Source organism: Acinetobacter junii, assembly GCF_018336855.1.
Lineage (GTDB): Bacteria > Pseudomonadota > Gammaproteobacteria > Pseudomonadales > Moraxellaceae > Acinetobacter > Acinetobacter junii.
Genome location: NZ_CP059558.1, coordinates 1,999,064 through 2,019,548, shown reverse-complemented (window position 1 = coordinate 2,019,548; position 20,485 = coordinate 1,999,064). Strand labels below are relative to the sequence as shown.

Sequence of the window (20,485 nt, the reverse complement as noted above, 5' to 3'; positions counted from 1 at the left end):
TGTGCTTTGATTAAAGAATTTCTTTTTGCCAATACTGAAAACTACCATGGCACTGTTGATGAACGATTCAAAGATCTAGCGACTCAATTTAGCCGATTCCAAGATGCTCGAAGCCATGAAGGCGGAGCTGCTTTGGTTGTGTATTTCCAAGGTCAAAAAGTTGTTGATATTTTTACTGGTAAGAAATCACAAAATGAAGCTTGGCAAGCTGATACTTTAGCAATGTGTTATTCAACGGGCAAAGGAATTCTAGCGACTCTTGCACATATCTTGGTCAGTGAAGGTCTATTAGACTATGATAAGTCAATTGCAAAATATTGGCCTGAGTTTGCTCAAAACGGTAAAGAAAATATTACCTTACGTCATGTCCTTTCGCATCAAACTGGTTTATTTGATATTCGTAATCTCATCGAGACCGCAACAGAAATGCTCGATTGGCAACATATGTTAGATGTTGTAGCTGCTGCAACACCGAGATTTGGAGCAGGACAAAGTTATGCTTATCAACCATTAACCTATGGGTGGATTCTTGGTGGTGTAATAGAGAAAGCAGCCAAGCAACCTTTAAGTTGGTTGATGCAACGTTATCTAGTCCAACCTCTTGAATTAGATGGTGCTTATTTTGGAACTCCGACTAGTGAATTAAGTCGAGTGGCTCGCTTATTGGAAAGACCGAAACCTGCAACATCAGCTAAACCTCATTCCAAAAAAGACAACCAACCACGTAAAGCCTCATTGTCTGAAAAATTACTAGAATTATCGGGTCAAAGCCCACAAGATTTTCAGGATGCCATGATTCCAAAAGGTATGCGGAATTTTAGTTTTTATAGTGATGAAGGATTGCAAGCTGTTATTCCAGCAGCAAATGGCGTTTTCACCGCGAATAGCCTTGCTAGAGTCTATGCAATGCTTGCAAATAAAGGACAATGGAAAAATCAGCAACTGATTCGCCCAGGTGTATTTGAGCAGTTAAGTTCAGTTCAAACCACTTCACGAGATCGTGTTATGCCAATTCCGATGCACTGGCGTTTAGGTTATCATCGTATTTTGACGATGGGTAAACGCGCACCACATGGCTTTGGACATGTCGGCTTTAATGGTTCTGGTGCTTGGTGTGATTCAGATCGAGAGCTTAGTTTTGCTTATACGCATAATTTTAATATTACCTCCGCAACTGGAGATTATCGTTTGTGGGGGCTAAGCCAAGAAGCTTTACGCTGTGCAGATGCAGTGATTAAAGGAAGAAAAGGGTGGTTTTAACCACCCTTTTTTTATTATTAGAACATTAAGCTGCTTCTAGTTTCTCTTAGAAAACAACTCATTTTCAATCATAAAGTATGGCTGCTTATAATTAACAATTGTTAAATAAAACTTAATAAATAACTGCATCGTGTGCGCTATTAGACATTGTTTTTATCATTTTAGATTTAGTCCTAATTAATCAAGTTAAGCTTGCATTAATTGTAGGTTTTTGAAGTAAATTTGAACGTATATGCAAAAAAAAATAAAAATATATTCAAAATAAGTTTATGATATATATATTTATATAGTGAAAAATAAACTTGATTGGTATGGTTGGTTTTTGATATTGTTGATCGTGCAAAAAAAACACAAAAAGGATTATTATATGAAATTTGGATTAAAAGCCATCTGTTTTGCTGGGGTGATAGCTGCTTCTGCCGTGTATGCATCAACAATTTTATCTCCAAATCAGATTAACAATACAGGTAATATCCCAAGCGGATACAGTGACTTAACTTTTGTATTGTCGAATGGAAATTGGGTAAAAAATGTTTATTTGCCGACGACTGCTAACCATCTTGATAAAGTGACGATTCAATCAAGTGCAGCTTATAAAAGTTATTTAGATACATCGAATACCAATTTGCCGATTGAAGTATTAGAAATCCAAAGTGGTGATAGTTTTCAATTTGTATACGATGCAAACTTAAAGAAGTGGTTAGTCCAGCTCACCACAGTTAGCCCAGTGAGTGGTTCACAATATGAGCAAGTTGCACTCTCAACAGCAAAAATTCAGCATGTGCTTATTGCTGATGGTAAGTGGGCAGGCACAATTGCTTTACCTTCGAACTTAAATAATGGCACTTTGGTTCAAATTACTTCAACTGCTGGCTATCCATCACAGTTAGCAAAAGATAATTTACTTTTCCCGAGCAGTTTTAACTTAAATAAAGGCACTGAATATTGGTTTAAGTACAATTCAGCATTACAAAAATGGGTGCCTGAATATATTAAGCCATTGAAATTAAATGTGAAGAATATTGGTAGTTCGCTTAGTAGTGTAACCTCACCATTAACTGAAGTAAGTTTTGGTGATGCAAATTGGGTTCCAAACTTCACGCTACCATCAACTGCAAATGATCGAGATCGTGTAGTCATTAAGTCCTCAGCGACTTGGTCAGCAAAAATCGCAAATACTCATGTAAATACTGCAGCTACCTTAACTTTGAAAAAAGGGGATCAGTATGAATTTATGTACGTGAGTGATCGAGCACACTGGGTATTAATGTCATCTCCGATCAAAACAATCGATGCAAATACAACTATTCCTTCAATTTTACCTAGTATGAGTGAGCCAACTTTAAAGGTAAAAATCTCTAATACAAATTGGAAGCAAACATTAAATCTGCCGAGCTATGCACAAGTGGGTGATAAAGTGATTGTGAGTTCTACGGCTGATTCGAATAGTTTTATAGTTGCAGCGAATGGTCTTTCAGCGACGATTAAAAATGGTGAAAACCGACGTTTTGCTTATACTAGTCAAGGTTGGGTTGCTGACAGTTATGTCGTAGATATGTTGTTGGTTAATAGTCCTGAAGTCACAACAATTTTAGGAGAAAGTGCAGCCAAATTACGTTTGATCGAGGGTTTAAATTTAACCAATCTAACAGCTGAAAACTCATCTGCTAAGTTCTACCTACGTGAGGTTGGCTACATCACTTATAAGATTCCTGCTGCATCTCTACTAGATGCGATCAGTGTAGGGCGTTCTGATACAACAGTTCAGTCAGAGCGTAAACGTGTATTAGCTGATGGGGTTTATTATCAAGGTAATGAACCAGGTGCTGGTGGGTGTGGTTGGGCTTGGATCAATGCTAGTTCTTACAACATGATTGGTGCAAATGATATTGCAGGTTGTTCAGTTGCTGCGATGCGTCACGAGGTTGGACATAACTTGGGTATCTATCATGGTGACTCAACTAATATTGGTTCAGGATTTACACATCCATTGGGAAGTACGGCATTAGGTGGAAATAACCTAAACTTCTACTCTAGTCCATATTTATATAATCCGAAATATGGTGTTCGTCTAGGCGAAGAGGGTGTGAAAGATGCGGTAAGTGTCATCAATACAAATGTTATCCGTATTTCCCAATACAACTAAGTGATTATTTTGAATGAAAAATAAAAATATTCTACTTTTGCTTGCAGTCACGCTAGTCGTGGCTGTGGGTTTGGTATTTTTCTTAAAGCCAGACCAAGCAACAGCATCTGCCCAAAATATAAATCCTGATAAAAGTTATTCAAAAACCTCTGTGGCGAATGGTGAATATGCCCGCAAAGATTTGAAGCTGTCATCTGCTGATCTAGCAAAAGCGAAAACTGAAACGGTTTTATTTCATGAGATTCAAGATGAAGATTTAAAAAATAGTGAAGCATTACCTCTAGCGAAAAGCGGTAAAGGGATGATGATCTCCTATAATCAGAATATTATCGAAACTAAAAATGTTGGTGATACTGTTAAATTTCAAATGCTTGAATATGGTGTTAACCGAGAAGGCAAGATTGTTGAAATTGAGAAAGTAGATGATGATATTTTGCGTTGGCGCGGTCAATTTAATCAAGGAAGCCCTGAGAGAAATTATTTTACGATTACGCAGAGTCAAAAAGATCAATATACGATTATTCAAATATATAGTGATAAAGGCAATTACACTGCGGAAATAAAAAATGGCCAAGGTATTGTTCAAAGTATGGATCAAGGGGTAGAAGATGAGGAGTTACATGCGCATGATCATTAACTTAACCATATTACCTTGCTTACTCATTACTCTTAAGTGTACTTCTTTGAAAACCTTCTAAGGACAGGTAGTGGTTAGTTTTAACTTAATTGGCTTGAATGGGGAGGAATATGATAAATCACGGCTTGATATTTTTTCTCATTCTTTTTACCCGTTACTACTCCACCCAAAAATTCCGCAAGTTTTCGACTCGCATGATTATCAATAGCAACAGGATATAAGAAATATTCAGGTTGTATTTTTTGAGAAGCCCATCGAAAAACTTCAAAAAGAGCCTCTTTTGCATATCCTTGACCATGATGGTCTTCTCGTATCCAAAGACCCAGTTCTGGTGTAGTTGTATGTACGCGATGTACGCCAATCAGTCCAATAAAAGTATGAGTCTCTTTGCAACGCAAAACAAAGTGATGATCTGTATTTTTAGATTCTGCTAGTATCCATTGCTGTCCAATTTGTTCAAAAGCTTGAAAATTCTCAGCAGGTTCCCATGACATATAACGAGTCAATGTTTTAGTTATACAAGGGTAAATATCTACTAAGTCTTTTATTTGAAATACAAATAGGCTAACTCTTGGACTATGTAATATTGGTAATTCGAAATTCATTTATTGAATAGCTCAGCTTGCAAAATAGCTTCAGTATGTCGTTTAAAGTCTAAATCATTTAGACCATTCAGACCTAATTTATATATACCTTCCAAACCACACACAAAAGCAATTAATCGCCAAGCTATGTCTTGGCTTTCTGATGTGGAGGAAAACTCATTAGCTGCTTTACCTTCTTCAATCATGTTGACGATAGAGGTATGCCAATCTTGCATCGCAATATTGTAAGCATTTTTAATTTCAACATCTTGATCAATTAAAACTTCGGCTTCGTTCCATAATCTTAAATAGGGTTGAACTTGTTCTATATTTTCACAACCGAGTAGTAAGGAGACGCGTTGTAGATAGCTAGTAGTAATTACTTGGGTCTCGATTTCATCTAATTGTTTCATTAGCTTAACAAATGCTTCGGCTTTCAAATGTGAGTTCGAAGCAAAGTGGTGGTGTACTTGACCTGTTGATGTTTGAGCTTCAGTAGCTATGCGACGCACAGTCATCGCAGAAAAGCCTTCATTCAGAGCAACGTTCATTGCAGCTTGCAAAATCATTTCACGACGTTGATCTTTATTTAAATAAGCCATATTTCCCAAACCTTAGAGTTGATTTCACAAGCTGATACAAATTAGCGTACATTTATAATTTGGACAAGCGTTCAAGATAATCTACAATTATTCTAATTTGAACATGTGTCCAATTTAGAGGCGGTTATGTCCAGCAAGTGGTTAATTCTTGCAATCGTTGTTTTGATCTATCTTCCTGTGTCGATTGATGCAACTGTTTTACTTGTAGCGACTCCAACTTTAAGCGAGTCTCTATCTTTATCTTCCAACGAGTTATTGTGGATTATTGATATCTATTCGTTGGTCATGGCAGGTCTAATTTTGCCAATGGGGGCGTTAGGTGATCGAATAGGTTATAAACGTCTAATGATGATTGGTGGAACTTTATTTGGTCTTGCTTCACTAGCGGCAGCTTATTCTTCGACGGCTTTTGCCTTAATTGCTTCACGTGGGTTACTTGCAGTTGGGGCTGCAATGATTTTACCTGCAACTTTATCTGCAGTACGCAATACTTTCCTTGATGAAAAACAACGTAATATTGCCTTGGGTATTTGGGCAACTGTTGGTGGTGGAGGAGCAGCTTTTGGACCGCTATTAGGTGGGTTTTTATTAGAACATTTTCATTGGGGTTCGGTTTTTCTGATCAATCTACCAATTATGCTTACCGTCCTCATTTTCACTGTATTTATCATACCGAAGCAGATAGGGCAGCCGAAACAAAGCTTAAATTTACTCCAAGCGATTATTTTGGTGGTTGCAATTCTGAGTATGATCTATGCAGTTAAATCGGTCATGCATGGATTTACAATTTGGACTGTATTGATTTTTGCGATTGGATTGAGTCTTTTGGTTTGGTTTGTTCGAAAACAGTTGCGATCAGAATCCCCAATGATTGATATTGAGTTGTTTAAACACCCTGTCATTGCAACTGGCGTAGTTATGGCAATTGTATCCATGATGGCATTGGTTGGTTTTGAGTTGCTCATCTCTCAAGAACTTCAATTTGTTTATCAACTTTCGCCGTTGACATCAGGGGCATTTATTTTACCCTTCATGATTGCGATTAGTTTAGGTGGTCCAATCGCAAGTATGTTGGTCAATCGTTTCGGTCTACGTTCAGTTGCATCTATTGGTATGTTGATGAGTGCAATAAGTTTGTGGGGTTTAGCCAATACTGATTTTATGCAAACAAAAATACAGGTATGGGCTTGGATGGTCGTTTTAGGTCTGAGTGTAGAAATTGCATTACTTGCTTCAACGTCTGCGATTATGTCTTCAGTTCCACCAAGTAAAGCGACAGCTGCAGGAGCGATTGAGGGTATGGCTTATGAATTGGGCGCAGGTTTAGGAATTGCCTTTTTCGGTTTGATGCTTTCATGGTTCTACGCCAACTCGATTATGCTACCAACTAATGTACCGCATAGCATGATTGAACAGTTGAGCAGTTCGATTGGTGAGGCAGTTCAAGCTGCTAAGCAATTAGATCCTACGATTGCTCATCATGTAATTACAGCTGCGAAGCAGGCATTCAGTCAATCGCATCGTTCAGTATTGAATGTCGCTGCTTTATTGTTTTTGATTTTATCGATTTTTATTTTGTTTACATTGCCAAAGAAAGTAATCGCAATTGATGAGTAGCAATCACCCTTATCCAAAGCAAGCTTGGATAAGGGAACTCTTAAGGAACATTGATTCTAAGCTCTCGTAATATCTTACAAAGTTGAATCATTGGTAGTCCCATTAAAGTGGTTTGATCATCACCAATCATTTTTTCAAATAGGCTGATACCCAAGCTTTCACATTTAAAACTACCAGCGCAATTTAAAGGCTGATCAATTTCAATATACCGTTTTATTTCGTTTAATGTGAGCTCTCGAAATTTAACTTGATAATGTTCAACCAGTGTCGTCTCAAAACCTGAATCTAGGTGTTGAACACTAAGCGCCGTACTGAAAAAAACAGTTTTTCCTGAGTTTAATTGGAGCTGTTGAATTGCTTTTTCAATAGATAGCGGCTTGCCAATAAACTCAGATGGGGTATGTTCACGCCATGCGACTTGATCAGAACCAATCACAATCGCATTGGGATGTTGCTGTGAAATAACTTTTGCTTTTCCATAAGCTAAACGTTTTGCTAAATCATCAGCATGAATTTCATCTTTAGCCGATTCATCAATATCTGGTGAAATGCAACGATAATCCAAGCGTAAACGATCCATTAAATCTTTACGTGTTTGGCTGCTTGATGCCAATATTAATTCAATATTGCTCATCAAACTGCGTATTCCACTAAAACATTCAGTGGTACGTAATGTAGAACGGCATTGTGGCAGGCATTTAACTTAATAGGTGGAGCATGCCCAGCTTGATACGCTTCAACCCAACGAGTCACACATATACACCAAAAATCACCAGGTTTTAGTCCAGGAAAGCCTACTTCAGGTAATGGTGTAATTAAATCATTACCAACTTTTTGAGAGAAGTTCAAAAAATCTGAGGTCATTTGAGCACACATGGTATGTTGACCTAGATCGGTGATCGCCGTGTGGCAGAAACCATTGCGAAAATATCCAGTTATCGGATCGTAACAGCAACTCGCTAAAGGCTCACCAAGTACATTTAAACGATTAATTTTAGGATCTGGATGTATAGACATAATATGTATATAGATTTAATGACGATGTTTATCATAATCAAAAGTGACGCTTTCGCCAGCTTTTCTGCAAAAAAACTCACCTTTATTTTTGAGAATCATTTAAAATTGTGCCGTTTTTAAAATCAACTAGAGAGCCATCCATGAATTTTCAGCGCATGACTGACCTTGATTTAGCAGGTAAACGTGTTCTTATTCGTGAAGACTTAAACGTACCTGTAAAAAATGGGGAAATTACCAGCGATGCACGTTTACGTGCTGCATTGCCAACCATCAAAGCGGCTGTAGAAAAAGGCGCAGCAGTTATGGTGTTTTCTCATCTTGGTCGTCCTGTAGAGGGTGAGCCAAAACCAGAACAATCTCTTGCACCTGTAGCAGCGTATTTAACGAAAGCTTTAGGTCAAGAAGTAAAACTATTTACTGATTACTTAGATGGTGTGGAAGTTGCTGCGGGTCAAGTTGTTTTGCTTGAAAACGTGCGTTTCAACCATGGCGAAAAGAAAAATAACGAAGAGCTTGCAAAAAAATATGCAGCGCTTTGTGATGTATTTGTTATGGATGCATTTGGTACGGCACACCGTGCTGAAGCATCAACTGAGGGTGCAGCACGTTTTGCTCCAATCGCAGCAGCAGGACCTTTATTAGCGGCTGAATTGGACGCTTTAGGTCGTGCAATGCAAACACCAGAAAAACCAATGGTTGCAATTGTTGCTGGTTCTAAAGTTTCAACTAAATTAGATGTATTGAACTCACTTTCTACAATCTGCGATCAATTAATCGTAGGTGGTGGTATTGCGAATACATTCCTTGCAGCAGCGGGCTTCAATGTAGGTAAATCACTTTACGAAGCTGATTTGGTAGAAACTGCAAAACAAATCGCTGCTAAAGTAAGCGTTCCATTACCAACAGATGTTGTTGTTGCTGATGCAAGTCAAATTGATTTTGGTGACTTCCTAGGTTCTTTAGCAAACGCACAAGCAATTGTTAAAAAAGTAGAAGATGTTGCTGATACTGACATGATTTTAGATGTCGGTCCTGAAACAGCGAAAGCATTTGCTGAGATCTTAAAAACATCAAAAACAATCCTTTGGAATGGTCCAGTAGGTGTGTTTGAGGTAGATCAGTTTGGTGAAGGAACTAAAGCGCTTTCATTAGCAATTGCTGAATCTGCAGGTTTCTCAATTGCGGGTGGTGGTGACACACTTGCTGCGATTGATAAATACGAAGTTGCAGATCAAATAGGTTATATCTCGACAGGTGGTGGTGCTTTCTTAGAGTTTGTTGAAGGTAAAACTTTACCGGCTGTTGCTGTTTTACTTGAGCGTGCATAGTTGTTACTAATCTTTTGATTTATATACAAAGACAGAAAAGAAGAGCCGATGTAAATCGGCTCTTTTACTTTTATATTACAAATCGGTCATAAAACTGTCACATATTTGAAATATGCTTGTCATCAACTTAACCAAGTAACTGTGGAAAGCCGTGATGAAATTTAAATTAACTCTTGCCGCTTTAATTATTGCTCCAATCATGTTAACTGCATGTGCAAAAAAAGAAGAAGCGAACAACGCTGAACAGCAAGAACAAGCAGCTTCAACTGTATCTACACAGACTACTCCAGAACAACAAGCTGCGATTGATGCAATCGACAAACCGAATTTAGATGAGAAAAATACTGATGTTGTCGAAAGTGCAGCATCAGAAGTTGCAGCGAGCGAAGTTCAATAAGCTCCTCGCTAATAAAAAAGCCGATGTGATGACATCGGCTTTTTTATTTAAGTATTTGCTTTGCAGTAGAAGGTCAATGTTGTTTGATAATCATCATCTTTGGCTAAAGAGGCATTCTTACCTGTTAACGTACCAATTACGCCAGCAGCAGCTTCAACTAATCTTCCAGTTTCTTCATCCACAACATCTTTTAATACTCCTTGATATGCAGTTTTTTCGTCCACAACAACAGGGCTAGTATTTCGCGAACAGGTCTTTTGAGCTGCGCTAATTGCATTATTTTTAGAAATTAGGTTAGTTTTACCAATCCCAGTGACTTCATATTGATTATTTTCTTTTTGTATTGCCAAAGTGTTGGTTGGGGTAGATGCACAAGCTGTTAAACCGATTGCCAAGCCACCAATTAAACTCATTACTAATGCTTTATTCATTGCTTATTCTCAGGTCGTTAGATAGTTGTATTATTTGAACATATAATTTTTGAACGCTTTTGCAGGTTATGTACAGTTTGTAGTGAGGCTCTGTTAAATTTCTCAAATTGATGATTAAGCAGGGATTAGACGTGGTGGAAAATAGTGAGATTATGCTAATCTAGCAAAATCCATGTGTTAGTTAGATTCATTTAAATGACGGACTCAAATATAGAGACAATTCATCAAAATATTCATCAACGTCAATCTATTGGGCAATTAATTGAGCCAGCACCAAATACACAACAACTTGAAAAAGCAGTGCAAGCTGCACTTACTGCTCCTGACCATCATCGCTTGAAGCCTACTAGATTTGTTGTAGTGACACCTGAATTACGTGCCGCTTTTGGTGAGCATTTAGCTAAAGCTTTAGCTGATTTAGGTGAAACTGATTCAGCTCAGTTAGAGCGTGTAAAGCAGCATCCTTTTCGTGCACCGTTATTAGTATTAGCATTAACAACTATCCAAGATCATCCAAAAGTTCCGCATTTTGAACAGATTCTTAGTACTGGAGCTGCTGTTCAAAACTTCTTACTCTCTTTGCAAGCGCAAGGTTTTGCTACGATGTGGCGATCTGGTGCTGTCGTGGAGTCTAAATGGCTCAAGCATCAATTGGGTTTAAACGACCAAGATCTTATTTCGGGTATTATTTATATTGGAACTGCTGCTAAAGCGATTGCTCCACGCGCAGAGATTGCTACTCAAGATTTCTTAAAAAATTGGCAAGCAAGCTAACTTTTAGATTGAATGATGAACTAAACGAATAAATGAATTTCAGGATAAAAAATGGCAGAGTTAAAATTTAGTGATTTAGTTGAACCAGTTGCAGTAGATCAAAAAACAGCATTAAGAATTACCGTGTTAGGTGGTGGCAGCTTTGGTACAGCAATGGCGAATTTGGCTGTACGTAATGGTTGTGACACGATGATTTGGATTCGTGATGCAGCTGCAGCTGAAGAGATCAACCAAACACATATTAATAAACGTTATTTACCTGATTACACCTTAGAAACGGGTTTGCGTGCGGTTTCTGATTTGGAAGTGGCTGTGCGAGATCGCGATATTATTTTAGTCGCGATTCCAAGTCATTCATTCCGAGATGTGCTCAAGCAAATCGCACCATTTATCACAGCTCAAGCGGTTGTTTCGCTTACTAAAGGAATTGAAGCAAAAACTTTTAGTTTCATGAGTGACATTATTCGCGCAGAGTTGCCTGAAGTACCTTATGGGGTTTTATCAGGGCCAAATTTGGCAAAAGAGATTATGGCGGGTATGCCATCTGGTACGGTGATTGCGAGCGAATCAGAACTAGTGCGATATGCGGTTCAGCATGCATTGCACAGTGCGCTATTTCGTGTATTTGGTAGCGATGATGTACATGGTGTTGAGTTGGGTGGTGCATTGAAAAATATTTACGCAGTCGCAATGGGGATGGGGGCTGCTTATAATATTGGTGAAAATACTAAGAGTATGATTTTAACTCGTGCTTTAGCAGAAATGAGTCGTTTTGCTGTCAAGCAAGGTGCTAATCCATTGACGTTCTTAGGACTGTCAGGTGTTGGAGATTTGTTTGCCACCTGTAATAGCCCATTGAGTCGTAATTATCAAATTGGTTATGCACTTGGTTCTGGAAAAACACTTGATGAAGCAACTAAAGCATTAGGTCAGACTGCTGAAGGGATTAACACGATTGTACAAGTGCGTGCTAAAGCTCAAGAATTAGACGTATACATGCCAATTACCAATGCATTGTATGAAGTTATTTTTGAGAATGCACCACCGATGACGATTGCGCTTTCTCTAATGAAAAATGGTCATCGCAGTGATGTTGAATTTGTTTTGCCTCACCATGAAGTCTAATCAAAAAAATGTCATCATATTTGGTTAAACTCAAGGACTAACAATAAGGTATTTATATGCAATTAACATTAGTAAGACATGGTGAAGCGTCTCCTGCGATTAATGGTGATGATACGCAACGTCCTCTGACAGAGCGTGGACATCAGCAAGCTGAAGAAACAGGAAACTTCTTAAAAGATATTATTCAACCAGAAATTTTTGTAGTTAGTCCATTGCTACGTGCACAAGAAACTTTGGCACATATCAAAGCGCATTTTGAGGGTGTTCCTGTTTTAATTTGCGATAAAATTAAACCAGATGATGATGCGAAAGATGCGATAGAATGGCTATCAAAATTATCATATGAATCAATTGCAGTTGTATGCCATATGAATGTAGTAGGGCATATTGCGGAGCAATTAACGCATGAGAATTTTAATCCATTTGCATTAGCTGAAGCTCGAATTTATGATCAGACTGTGATTGCAAATGGCTTATCAACACAGAAAAAAAGTTTTACGCCAACAATATAAAATCTTATATCCTATATTTGGATAAAAAAGGGTAATAAACACCGATGCTGTATTTATGGATGCCTGAAACCAATGGAACATGGTATTGGTCGACTGGAGAAAATTGGTTACAGGCCAACAGCCTAGAACAATTAATTCAAGACTTACATGAGCACAACGGAAAAGAAGCCGTCGTTTATTTTCCAAGTCGAAATGCTCAATTAATGCAGCAAACTATGACGAAGTTGCATTTCAAGCAATTAGGTCAAGAAGGCGTTAAGTATTTGCTTGAAGAGTTTGTTACGCTTCCGATTGATCAAATGAAAATAGTACATCATTTTCAAAATGATCAACTCAGTGTGCTCGGTGTTGCTCAATCTACTATTGAAACTTGGCAACATGCTTTAAGCCTATTACCAATACAAATTATCGCTTTTTTACCTGATTTTTTAATATTGCCAGAACCTGAGCCGAATCAAATCATCATTGCAAATTTGTACGGTAATCTACTTGCAAGAGAAAATGAATGGTCAGGTAATTCAATAGATGATTTGGCACTATTCTTAGAATTTCAAAATCCTGCTACTGAATACAAATTTGCAAATTTAAGTCCTACACAATTGGACTGTCTAGCTGCAGCATCAACACAAGATCAAGTAACAGAATTTAGTTATCAATTTCATACCCTAAATCGTCCTAAGCAACATCCATTGAATGTCTTGCCAAAAGCAAAAAATAAAGAAGTTGAATGGTCAGGTTACTGGAAAGCTGCTGGATGTGTATTGGTTGCAGTCATTTCTGTTCAGTTGGTTTATGATGGTCTACGTTGGTCTAAATTAAAACGTGTTGCTGATCAAACTGCGGTTCAGGCGATTGATCAATATAAATATTGGTTTGGTGAAAATAGTCGAGTAACTGAGCAAAATATTAAAAGCCAGTTTGAAAGCCAGTTAAGAATGAGTCAGCTTGGAGATACACAGGCTTTATCTTTATTGAGTCGAGTTGGTCCTATTCTTATGCAAAAGCAAATTGTGGCTCAGCAAGTGAGTTATGATGCATCTGTGTTAGCGATGTCGCTCAAGGCAAAATCAGCGGATGATCTTCAGGGCTTAACGCAACAATTAAATCAACAAGGATTTCAGGCTGAACTTGGTAATGTTCAAGCTGATACAGTCGGCGCAATTGGCTTGGTTAAGATTAAATAATGAAAGCATTGAATAATATACAAAACCGTATTGATCAAAATATTGAAAGATTAAATCACTATCTTCAAGGACTATCGGTTCGTGAACGAGTCATGGTTGTTTTTACAGCAGTGTTTTTAACTGTTGTCATTATAGGTTTTGCATTGTGGAAAATGCATTCTCTTGCCGATCAGCAGCAAAATCGTTTAAATGAGCTGAAAGATTTAACGGTTTGGATGCAAAGTAACGCAGCAACAATGAAACCAGCAAATGATCTGGATCTTTCTCCTGCTGATAAGATACAGCGTACTGCTCAGCAACAGGGTTTAGCAGTATCATCACAACAAAATGGCGATCAAATACAATTGATTGCAGAACATCAAAATTATGCGGTACTTGCGAATTTCTTGATGCAACTCTCTCAAATGGGTTTAAGTATTCAAAAAATGGATATGATTTCTACCAATAATCAGATCAAATTAACGGCAACGGTGCAATAAATCATTTCTAATTTCTAGATATTTATTATTACTAAAAATTGAGATATGCCAGCATTTAGCTTTTTTAAAGGCTTTTACATTAAGTTCAGCCATATTTTTAAATCTAGATTTTTCCAATTACTGTTTTAAGTATTGATTCAAGGCGCATTAAAGCAACGACTCTACAAAATAAGCGCCTGTCAAGCATGGTGTTTTGTTTAGCCTAAGCCTATAATACGCATACTTGAAAAATCAGTAGACTGTGATTGGTATGTTATATTCATTGGCCCGCCCTCTGTTGTTTACTTTAGCACCAGAGCGTGCACATGAACTCACACTTTCTATGCTCGACAAAGCTTATAAGCTAGGTTTTATGCATCAAAAAGTTGCAAATAAACCTGTAACTTGTATGGGAATTGAATTTCCAAATCCAGTAGGTTTAGCTGCTGGTTTAGATAAGAACGGTGCACACATTGATGCATTGGCAGCACTAGGTTTTGGTTTTATTGAGATTGGTACAATCACACCACGACCTCAAGCAGGAAATCCTCAACCACGTTTATTCCGTATTCCAGAAGCCAAAGCAATTATTAACCGTATGGGATTTAACAATGATGGGGTGGACAAGCTTGTTGAGAATGTCAAAGCTTCAAAATTCAAAGGTATTCTAGGCATTAATATCGGTAAAAATGCGGATACTCCTGTCGAAGATGCAGTATCAGATTATCTAATTTGTTTAGAAAAAGTTTATAACTACGCATCATACATCACTGTGAATATTTCATCTCCAAATACAAAAAACTTACGCAGTTTGCAAAGTGGCGATGCATTAACAGAGTTGTTACAAACATTGAAAGATAGACAACTAGAACTTGCTGAACAATATAATCATTATGTTCCTTTGGTTCTTAAAGTTGCACCAGATTTAACGATTGAAGATATTAATTTTATTTCTACACAATTACTGAAATTTAAAATTGATGGGTTAATTGTAACCAACACTACGCTTGGAAGAGAAGGTGTTGAAAATCTCCCGAATGGAAATGAAGCTGGTGGATTATCAGGTGCACCAGTGTTTGAAAAAAGTACTGAATGTTTACGCCAATTTTCTAAGATCCTAGATGGGCGTATGCCTTTAATAGGTGTTGGTGGAATCGTTTCTGGTGATCAAGCCGTTATTAAACAGCAAGCTGGCGCAAGCTTAATACAAGTCTACAGTGGATTGATTTATACAGGTCCAACACTTGTTAAAGATTGTGTTGATGCGATGACAGTGTGAAATGAACACGCTTGATATCATTATTCTGATCATTTTGCTCATTGGAGGGCTAAACGGTTTGCGTCAAGGATTTATCAAAGCCTTTGCGAACTTGATCGGATGGATATTTGCATTGATCATTGGGGCAAAATACGCAGTCATACTGGCACCTGCCATGAGCAGTTTAAGCCAAGACCCTGTAGTGCAAAAAATTGCAGCATTTGCATTTATTGTGCTCATCATTGTTGTTTGTACATGGGTTATTACCGCACTTTTAAATGGTCTCTTGAAAAGTTTGAAATTGGGCCCATTAAATCGTTTAGCAGGTGGTGCTTTTGGTTCTTTAAAAGGTCTACTTATTGTTTTGATTGCTATGCAAGGTGTGGGACCATGGGTTGACAGCTCTCCGCATTGGAAACAATCAAAATTTGTACAAATCTTATTGCCATATGCTCCTTTAGCGACAGAGTTGTCTAAAGATGCTGCAAATCAAGCGATACACGAAATGACATCTGAAGGTGCTTTGTTACATCGCCCTCCTTCAGAAATGGACGAATCGGAGCGTGCTTCCACAGAGCAAGCTGCTGATCATTCGACAAAAAACCCTTTTTATTAAGTGGGGTTGAACCCCATTCCAAGCTTGTCGCGAGGTTATTATGTGTGGAGTTGTTGGGATAGCCGGTAAATCACCAGTGAACCAAATGTTATTTGATGCCTTGACGATGTTACAACATCGCGGACAAGATGCAGCAGGTATAGTAACTTGTCATCAAGGGCGTTTATTCCTCCGCAAAGATAATGGTATGGTACGTGATGTATTCCATACTCGTCATATGCGAGCTTTACTTGGCAACTATGGTATTGGGCATGTGCGTTACCCTACAGCAGGCTCTTCAAGTAGTGCAGAAGCTCAACCATTTTATGTGAATTCACCATACGGTATTACCCTTGCTCACAATGGTAACTTAACCAATGCAGCAGAAATTCATGATGACTTGTTCAAAACAGATCTACGTCATATGAATACTGATTCTGACTCAGAGGTCTTACTTAACGTATTTGCTCATGAATTACAGAAAATTGGTACTTTAAATCCAACGCCTGATGATATTTTCCATACAGTTACTCGTGTACATGAGCGTTGTAAAGGTGCTTATGGCGTTGTAGCGATGATTACTGGACATGGCTTAGTTGGTTTCCGTGATCCAAATGGTATTCGTCCTTTAGTTTATGGTTCTCGTGAAACTGATCAAGGCGTTGAATATATTATTGCCTCTGAGTCAGTTGCAATCACTGCGCTTGGCTTTAAAGTAGAGCGTGATATTGCACCTGGTGAGGCAGTCTTCATCAACTCAGATGGTCAATTGTTTACTAAACAATGTGCAGCAAATCCAGAATACCGTCCATGTATTTTTGAATATGTTTATTTTGCACGACCAGATGCAACGATTGATGGGATTTCAGTCTATAAGTCTCGTTTAAAAATGGGCGAGAAGTTAGCCTATAAAATCTTGAAAGAATGGGGCGAGCAACACGATATTGATGTTGTTATTCCAATTCCAGACACAAGCCGTACATCTGCTTTAGAACTTGCTAATATTTTAGGTGTGAAGTTCCGTGAAGGTTTTATGAAAAACCGTTATATCGGGCGTACCTTCATTATGCCAGGACAACAGCAACGTAAGAAATCAGTTCGTCAAAAGTTGAACCCTGTTGAACTAGAATTTAAAGATAAGAATGTATTACTTGTTGATGACTCGATTGTTCGTGGTACAACCTGTAATGAAATTATCCAAATGGCTCGTGATTCTGGTGCGAAAAAAGTGTTTTTTGCATCGGCTGCACCTATGGTGAAATATCCAAATGTGTACGGAATTGATATGCCAGCAAAATCTGAATTGATTGCTTCAGATCGTACTGTAGAAGAGATTCGTGGGATTATTGGTGCTGATCGTCTAATTTTCCAAGATTTGGAAGATCTGAAAAATGCAGTTCGCACAAGTAAAGTTCCACATCTCACAGAGTTTGATTGTTCTGTATTTGATGGGGTATACGTTGCTGGCGGGATTGATAGTGATTATTTGATCAATCTTGAACAAAAACGTAATGATAGTGCGAAGAAAAAAGCTGATGGCTATATCGATGTAAATATTGATGCTGCTTCAGTGGATTTAACTGGTATTCGAGAAGAGTAAAATCACTTTAATATCGAGAAAAGCGGGAATTTCCCGCTTTTTTATTTTATGATACTCAAGGCATAAAGCCTCTTACCCAAACAATGTAATAAGGAAAATTTACATTGAAAGAAATGAGCCATTATTTAATTGAAAATAAGAATATTGCTTGGTCAGTAAGCTTTTGTATTCTTGCAATGTTACTTACATTATTTATTCTCAATTGGATTTTGGGTTTAGTTGTACATTTCTTTGATTATACTCAGCCGATTTGGTGGCATTTTCTAAGCCCTTATTTTATTTGTTTATTATTTTTAGTATTAGTATGGTCAGTTGGTGCTGAGCTGTATGTCCTGCGTGAGGGTGGACACTCTCTAGCAAAGCAATTAAAAGCACGTCGATTGGTTTTTGATGAAAGTACTCCTGAAGAAAATACTGCTCTGAGAGTCGTTGAACAAGTTGCGAAAAGTTTTTCGATAGATACACCTGCTGTGTATGTGCTGCCAGATGAGATTGGCGTAAATGCGCTAACTGCTGGTTTCAAGTCGCAAGATATCGCAATTATTTTGACGTGGGGTGCATTACAGAACTTGGATGAACTTGAGCTATATGGATTGCTAAGTTATGAGTTTAATCAAATTCTATCAGGCGAAGCTGTTGAAAACACGAAGTTGAAAATCTTATACAGTGGTCTAACAACATTTAGTCAGTGGGGCAGTAAATTAGCTCAAGCTGGATACAGCCCATATGCCACATCATATAGAAATAAATTTGAAACTATTTTTGTCGCGATTGGTGGTGTGATTTGGTTGATTGGGAGTTTAGGTATTTTAATTACCCGTCTAATCAAATATTTAACTCTAAGTGGACGTACATTTAGAAATGACCTGAAAACCATGAAACTAATGAACAATAATGCCAATGTTCAAACATTGTTGCGTATTTATGTTCATCACTCAGGTTCACAAATCCATAGTGCATATTCTGAATCAATTTCTCATATGTGTTTTGCAAACTCATTAAGTCCACAAAGCTGGATGAATATTCATCCAAGTATTAAAGATCGAATCTTTGAATTAAATCCAACATTATTGCAAGACCTACAATTAGAAAACCTGAGAAAATTGCGTAATCGTCCTTTATTTAGTCTGTTTCGTTCTTTAGAAGAAGAGCTGACAGATATGACAGTTCCTTGGAGTTCACCTCAGCCTTTACCTTTACTTAGATTGTCACCCATTAGTTTTGCCTTAAATGATGCAATTAAACCACTCAATCCAGAGCTTCGAAAAAATAAAAAACGTCCTGAGCTGATTCAGCGTGCGATGCAAACAGCTACGGGTTCTAGAGAAGTCATGGTTGCGATTTTAATGATTCGTCAATATCGTGAATTTATTCCACAAGAAGCGGCAGTGAGTCATGCAATCGTAGATGCGTTACTCAATTTAGATGGTCGTATCCATGTTCAGATTTTTCATGATGCTTGTAAAAACATTGGGCACATGCCGACAAGTATTGCACGTCAGTTTCTCACTAAGCTTGCTTGTATTATTCAAGAAGATGGAGAGGTTGGTTTATTAGATGCGTTGCTTTTAGAGAAAGTGAAGCATGAATTGAATTTGATGCCAGCCCATCTGCCTACAGCATTTGAAGATGTAAAATCACAAATTGTTCATTTAATTGATGCGCTGTTGCACGTCCAGCAAATCAATAGTCCAAACCAATTAGAAGTTCGTGAACGAATTTTACAGCAAATTTTGACAGTTGAAGAAATGCAAGTTTATGCGGATATTTCTGATGAACCTTTAGATCTAGCGGAAATTCTAAATGATGTTTCAGGTTTGCTATTACGAGATCGACTCAATATCTTGGCAATTGCAGAAAGATGCTTATGGAGTGATCGCATCATCACTCAAGATGAATTAGATGTTTTGGAACTTTTATATTGGCGCTTGGGTTTTGATACTCAGGATGTTGTTGAACAAATGCTGAAGAAAAATAGTTTGATGATTATTTGATGCTGCTATCAAAAATTGACTATTTATTTGATCAAAGGTTACGTGACAAACACATAATTTGGTCTGATTTCAGAGTAAGCTTGCCATTTATTTTTATTTTGTATTGTGTGTTTTTGAGTAAGTTATGGAACATATTGAAATTTTAAAAGCTTTGTTTCTAGGTTTTATTGAGGGTCTCACCGAATTTCTACCGATTTCAAGTACAGGACATTTAATCCTGTTCGGTCATTTAATTGATTTCCATTCAGATGATGGTCGAGTATTTGAAGTCGTTATTCAGCTAGGTGCAATTTTGGCGGTATGTTGGTTATATCGCCAAAAAATCTTTAATTTACTCAAAGGTTTTTTTAGTGGTGATGCAGAGGCTCGACACTTTGCATTTAGTGTTTTGATTGCATTTTTCCCTGCTGTGATTATTGGGGTTTTCGCTGTTGATTTCATTAAGAGTGTGCTTTTTAGTCCTTTAGTGGTCGCGATTGCCCTAATCGTTGGTGGCCTTATCATTTTCTGGGTTGAAGCCAAGAATTTTGATCATAAAACAACTGAAGCGACAAAAATCACCTATAAACAGGCGTTATTAGTGGGTTGTGCGCAATGTGTGGCGATGATTCCAGGAACATCTCGTTCAGGTGCAACTATTGTTGGTGGTATGTTTGCAGGCCTATCGCGTAAAGCAGCAACAGAGTTTTCTTTCTTCTTGGCGATGCCAACGATGTTAGGTGCTGCGACATTTGATTTAATTCGTAATGCTGATGTTCTCACACAAGACAATATGCTGAATATTGGTGTTGGTTTTGTTGCTGCGTTTATTTCTGCATTGTTAGTGGTTAGTGCTTTAGTTAAATTTGTTGAACGTCATACTTTGCGTGTGTTTGCTTGGTACCGCATTGTTTTGGGTGTAATTTTACTTTTCGTATTCTTATAAATATAAATCAGCCTCTTTTTTTTGATTAGAAAAGGGGCTTT

At 37.8% G+C, this 20,485-nt stretch carries 21 protein-coding genes; 16 read left to right on the top strand and 5 right to left on the bottom strand.

Features of this window, described 5'->3' with window-relative positions; all coding sequences use genetic code 11:
- The first annotated feature begins 6 nt into the window (after positions 1–6).
- The 3 genes from H2677_RS09465 (at position 7) to cpaB (ending at position 4,043) form a co-directional block, all read left to right on the top strand.
- Positions 7–1,260, top strand: a complete 1,254-nt coding sequence (locus H2677_RS09465; protein WP_212638393.1) for a serine hydrolase domain-containing protein — start codon at positions 7–9, stop codon at positions 1,258–1,260.
- A 367-nt stretch (positions 1,261–1,627) separates the two neighbouring features.
- Positions 1,628–3,406, top strand: coding sequence for a metalloendopeptidase CpaA (cpaA, locus tag H2677_RS09460; protein WP_212638392.1), 1,779 nt, complete (start codon positions 1,628–1,630; stop codon positions 3,404–3,406).
- A gap of 13 nt (positions 3,407–3,419) precedes the next feature.
- On the top strand, positions 3,420–4,043 hold the full coding sequence (gene cpaB / locus H2677_RS09455; RefSeq protein ID WP_212638391.1) for a metalloprotease secretion chaperone CpaB: 624 nt from the start codon (positions 3,420–3,422) through the stop codon (positions 4,041–4,043).
- 80 nt (positions 4,044–4,123) lie between these two features.
- On the opposite strand, the gene H2677_RS09450 is transcribed toward cpaB, so the two are convergent.
- On the bottom strand, positions 4,124–4,648 hold the full coding sequence (locus H2677_RS09450) for a GNAT family N-acetyltransferase (protein ID WP_212638390.1): 525 nt from the start codon (positions 4,646–4,648) through the stop codon (positions 4,124–4,126).
- Positions 4,645–5,229, bottom strand: coding sequence for a TetR family transcriptional regulator (locus H2677_RS09445; RefSeq protein ID WP_212638389.1), 585 nt, complete (start codon positions 5,227–5,229; stop codon positions 4,645–4,647). The genes H2677_RS09450 and H2677_RS09445 overlap by 4 nt, the downstream gene beginning before the upstream one ends.
- A 126-nt stretch (positions 5,230–5,355) precedes the next feature.
- Between H2677_RS09445 and H2677_RS09440 the strand changes: the two genes are divergently transcribed.
- A complete protein-coding gene (locus H2677_RS09440; protein ID WP_212638388.1) occupies positions 5,356–6,846 on the top strand; it encodes a SmvA family efflux MFS transporter in 1,491 nt (496 codons plus the stop codon).
- Between the two features lie 40 nt (positions 6,847–6,886).
- On the opposite strand, the gene H2677_RS09435 is transcribed toward H2677_RS09440, so the two are convergent.
- Positions 6,887–7,480 (bottom strand): Maf family protein, encoded by a 594-nt coding sequence (locus H2677_RS09435; RefSeq protein ID WP_212638387.1) that lies wholly within the window; start codon positions 7,478–7,480, stop codon positions 6,887–6,889.
- Positions 7,480–7,863 carry a DUF2237 family protein gene (locus H2677_RS09430; protein WP_004911941.1) on the bottom strand — a complete coding sequence of 128 codons (384 nt, stop codon included), beginning with the start codon at positions 7,861–7,863 and terminating at the stop codon, positions 7,480–7,482. The genes H2677_RS09435 and H2677_RS09430 overlap by 1 nt, the downstream gene beginning before the upstream one ends.
- A 140-nt stretch (positions 7,864–8,003) precedes the next feature.
- On the opposite strand from H2677_RS09430, the gene H2677_RS09425 reads away from it, so the two are divergent.
- Positions 8,004–9,191: a phosphoglycerate kinase gene (locus H2677_RS09425; RefSeq protein ID WP_004911938.1), complete on the top strand. Its 1,188-nt coding sequence runs from the start codon at positions 8,004–8,006 to the stop codon at positions 9,189–9,191.
- 154 nt (positions 9,192–9,345) lie between these two features.
- On the top strand, positions 9,346–9,588 hold the full coding sequence (locus H2677_RS09420; RefSeq protein ID WP_004911935.1) for a hypothetical protein: 243 nt from the start codon (positions 9,346–9,348) through the stop codon (positions 9,586–9,588).
- Positions 9,589–9,635: 47 nt separating this feature from the next.
- Here the strand turns inward: H2677_RS09420 and H2677_RS09415 are convergent, their stop codons facing one another.
- Entirely contained in the window at positions 9,636–10,019 is a 384-nt protein-coding gene (locus tag H2677_RS09415) for a hypothetical protein (protein WP_099948822.1), read from the bottom strand.
- A 195-nt stretch (positions 10,020–10,214) separates the two neighbouring features.
- On the opposite strand from H2677_RS09415, the gene H2677_RS09410 reads away from it, so the two are divergent.
- The 10 genes from H2677_RS09410 (at position 10,215) to H2677_RS09365 (ending at position 20,444) form a co-directional block, all read left to right on the top strand.
- Entirely contained in the window at positions 10,215–10,793 is a 579-nt protein-coding gene (locus H2677_RS09410) for a nitroreductase family protein (RefSeq protein WP_004954902.1), read from the top strand.
- Between the two features lie 51 nt (positions 10,794–10,844).
- Positions 10,845–11,918: an NAD(P)H-dependent glycerol-3-phosphate dehydrogenase gene (locus H2677_RS09405; protein ID WP_004954899.1), complete on the top strand. Its 1,074-nt coding sequence runs from the start codon at positions 10,845–10,847 to the stop codon at positions 11,916–11,918.
- A gap of 56 nt (positions 11,919–11,974) precedes the next feature.
- Complete coding sequence (sixA, locus tag H2677_RS09400; protein ID WP_005402423.1) at positions 11,975–12,430, top strand: phosphohistidine phosphatase SixA; 456 nt, start codon at positions 11,975–11,977, stop codon at positions 12,428–12,430.
- A 44-nt stretch (positions 12,431–12,474) separates the two neighbouring features.
- Entirely contained in the window at positions 12,475–13,614 is a 1,140-nt protein-coding gene (gspL, locus tag H2677_RS09395) for a type II secretion system protein GspL (protein WP_212638386.1), read from the top strand.
- Complete coding sequence (gspM, locus tag H2677_RS09390; protein WP_004911921.1) at positions 13,614–14,093, top strand: type II secretion system protein GspM; 480 nt, start codon at positions 13,614–13,616, stop codon at positions 14,091–14,093. The genes gspL and gspM overlap by 1 nt, the downstream gene beginning before the upstream one ends.
- Positions 14,094–14,343: 250 nt before the next feature.
- Positions 14,344–15,351, top strand: coding sequence for a quinone-dependent dihydroorotate dehydrogenase (locus tag H2677_RS09385; RefSeq protein WP_039047123.1), 1,008 nt, complete (start codon positions 14,344–14,346; stop codon positions 15,349–15,351).
- Position 15,352: 1 nt separating this feature from the next.
- Positions 15,353–15,946, top strand: coding sequence for a CvpA family protein (locus H2677_RS09380; RefSeq protein WP_212638385.1), 594 nt, complete (start codon positions 15,353–15,355; stop codon positions 15,944–15,946).
- A gap of 40 nt (positions 15,947–15,986) precedes the next feature.
- Positions 15,987–17,525, top strand: coding sequence for an amidophosphoribosyltransferase (purF, locus tag H2677_RS09375; protein WP_212638384.1), 1,539 nt, complete (start codon positions 15,987–15,989; stop codon positions 17,523–17,525).
- Between the two features lie 104 nt (positions 17,526–17,629).
- Entirely contained in the window at positions 17,630–19,519 is a 1,890-nt protein-coding gene (locus H2677_RS09370) for a M48 family metalloprotease (RefSeq protein ID WP_171265905.1), read from the top strand.
- A 124-nt stretch (positions 19,520–19,643) separates the two neighbouring features.
- Positions 19,644–20,444 carry an undecaprenyl-diphosphate phosphatase gene (locus H2677_RS09365; protein ID WP_004911912.1) on the top strand — a complete coding sequence of 267 codons (801 nt, stop codon included), beginning with the start codon at positions 19,644–19,646 and terminating at the stop codon, positions 20,442–20,444.
- Positions 20,445–20,485 lie beyond the last annotated feature (41 nt).